Source organism: Mesorhizobium sp. M7A.F.Ca.US.014.04.1.1, assembly GCF_003998745.1.
In the GTDB taxonomy this organism is placed as follows: Bacteria; Pseudomonadota; Alphaproteobacteria; order Rhizobiales; family Rhizobiaceae; genus Mesorhizobium; species Mesorhizobium ciceri.
The window spans coordinates 1-694 of record NZ_RZRW01001284.1; the positions used below are offsets into that span (position 1 = coordinate 1).

At 63.7% G+C, this 694-nt stretch carries 2 protein-coding genes; both read right to left on the reverse strand.

Annotated features, from left to right (window positions below):
* Positions 1-53: 53 nt before the first annotated feature.
* Complete coding sequence (locus EOA22_RS36090) at positions 54-422, reverse strand: SPW repeat protein (RefSeq protein ID WP_063170899.1); 369 nt, start codon at positions 420-422, stop codon at positions 54-56.
* 30 nt (positions 423-452) lie between these two features.
* Positions 453-694 (reverse strand): RNA polymerase rpb6 (locus EOA22_RS38400; RefSeq protein ID WP_127390734.1); only part of this gene is annotated, 242 nt, incomplete at its 5' end.

The following is a 694-nucleotide window of genomic DNA, read 5'->3' on the forward strand; positions in this document are numbered from 1 at the left end:
TCTGGAGAAAAAAAGAGGGGGCCCGAAATGGTGGGCCCCGCCAGCGGCTATGATCAGGCTGCAGAGAGCGGTCGGTCATTCGCGAGCCAAAGGCTGGCTGCTGCCAGGGCAGCAACCACAGCGCCAGCGATGGCGTGCGACCACATTGCTGCCGCCAGGCCGGCAAAGCCAAGCACCCAAGGTGCGGCCACAATCCACAGGCCGACGACAAGGTTCGCCCATTCCTCATATTTGTGGAACGCCACCAACGCGCGCGCTGCGATCAGAACGGTGATTACGCCCGCGATGAAGGCGTGCCAGACGGCAACAGCATCGGCAGCATAGCCAAGGAGCCAAGGCGAGAGCGCCAGCGCGATGCCGGCAAGGATGTTTACGACATCGAGCGCCGGCCTGCTGCTGTCGGAAGCGAGATTCTTCAACATCGTCATTCTCCTTTCCTGCGTTTCAGTACGTCAATGTACCGCCCTTGAGTCGAGGGCGGGTGCGGCAGCGGGCCTGTTCGGCCCGATGCCGCAAAGCTTCCTGGGTCCGGATTTGAAACGGGCGCAGTCCTTCGGCGAGATCGGCTCAGTCAGGAGGAAGGGTTCGATCTCCCGAGGTTCGAACGCATTGCCGGCGATCTCACTCAATGCGAGATGCAGCCGGCTCTTCGGCCTGGCCGCCAGCCGGGGCGCTGCGCCGCGCGCCAGTGCGC

What these genes read in the sequence shown, in the direction of transcription:
- EOA22_RS36090 (WP_063170899.1), bottom strand. Translation starts at nt 422, where the DNA reads ATGTTGAAGAATCTCGCTTCCGACAGCAGCAGGCCGGCGCTCGATGTC.